At 34.5% G+C, this 1,103-nt stretch carries 2 protein-coding genes; both read right to left on the bottom strand.

Annotated features, from left to right (window positions below; all coding sequences use genetic code 11):
- Positions 1–46: 46 nt before the first annotated feature.
- Positions 47–610 carry a hypothetical protein gene (locus FTV41_RS14970; RefSeq protein ID WP_163146742.1) on the bottom strand — a complete coding sequence of 188 codons (564 nt, stop codon included), beginning with the start codon at positions 608–610 and terminating at the stop codon, positions 47–49.
- 23 nt (positions 611–633) lie between these two features.
- Positions 634–843: a hypothetical protein gene (locus FTV41_RS14965; protein WP_163146743.1), complete on the bottom strand. Its 210-nt coding sequence runs from the start codon at positions 841–843 to the stop codon at positions 634–636.
- Positions 844–1,103 lie beyond the last annotated feature (260 nt).

Below are 1,103 nucleotides of genomic sequence, written 5' to 3'. Positions count from 1 at the left end.
GATGCTGGGGTTTTTTATTATTAAAAGGAAAACTATAGGTATTAAATTAACTTTCCTTCTCATTATCAGAATCTAGGTTTTTCTCTGAATCGGAATCATTTTTCACGAATAGGTCTTTAAGCTCTAGCATCGCTGCTAGTGCATACATAGTGAGAGTAAATAGAATTATTCCAATAACAACAAATCCAATGCCATAAGAGACACCGAAACTGGTAAAACAGAAGAAAAAACCTGTAGTAAAGAAAATAGCTGATGCAACAAACATCACACTAAAAATAGCTGATAATGCATATTCAAAATTAAGAATAAAATTCTTTATCCAACTCGGTATTGGTATTTTCCTTTCTAATTCTCTTTCTGCTACAACTAACATTAATAAAGGTAGACAGTAAATTCCCGAAAGCCAAATAAGAATATGGACATAATTATCATGGGAAGGTATAAGGCTCTTCATCATTTCGTTAAAGTTAGATAGATCATGACTTTTATGAAAAATGACTCCCCAAATATCTTGACATAAAGCTAATAAAAGAGGGATCACTCCTAAAAGGATAGTTATTGCAACCCCTTGTTTAAAAGATTTTTTTATATATTCTTTCGGTGGAAACACAGGACCTCCTATCAACAATTAGCTTATTTAAAACCCGCTCTTCTCAACATTTTTTTAAAATTAGCTTCAACTTGTTTTTTAACTTTAGAAGCTATTTCTTTCTGCAATATTCCATACTTTTCTTGTGCTCCACATTTAGCACAAGTAATCGTATCTGAAGCTTTAGGATTACTAGGAATCTCAAACTTATCGCTTCCGCAAGAACATAAAATATTTATTGTTTGATCAGTCATCTCAGTGCCTTCGTTAATATGAAATTATTAAAAAGACTGCCAAGCGTACTTAACAGTCTTTCACAGCTCATCGCTTACTATCTGGCGTACGTTCAACACGAACCCAGCTTGAATTTGGCTTTGATGTCGGGGGGGCAATAGTTCGATCTGGAATAGTTGAGTAGTTATCTCTCAACCCACCTCTAGGACCTTGCTCTCGATAAATCCCACCATCACGGCCTGTATTCTGTCCTGGCTTTAAAGACATATTTCGCTCCTAA

Origin of the sequence: Acinetobacter sp. YH16051, assembly GCF_013417135.1 — a bacterium.
Taxonomy (GTDB): Bacteria; Pseudomonadota; Gammaproteobacteria; order Pseudomonadales; family Moraxellaceae; genus Acinetobacter; species Acinetobacter towneri.
Note: the sequence above shows the minus strand (reverse complement) of the source record. Positions and strands in the feature narration are given on the sequence as shown.

What these genes read in the sequence shown, in the direction of transcription:
- FTV41_RS14965 (WP_163146743.1), bottom strand. Translation starts at nt 843, where the DNA reads ATGACTGATCAAACAATAAATATTTTATGTTCTTGCGGAAGCGATAAG.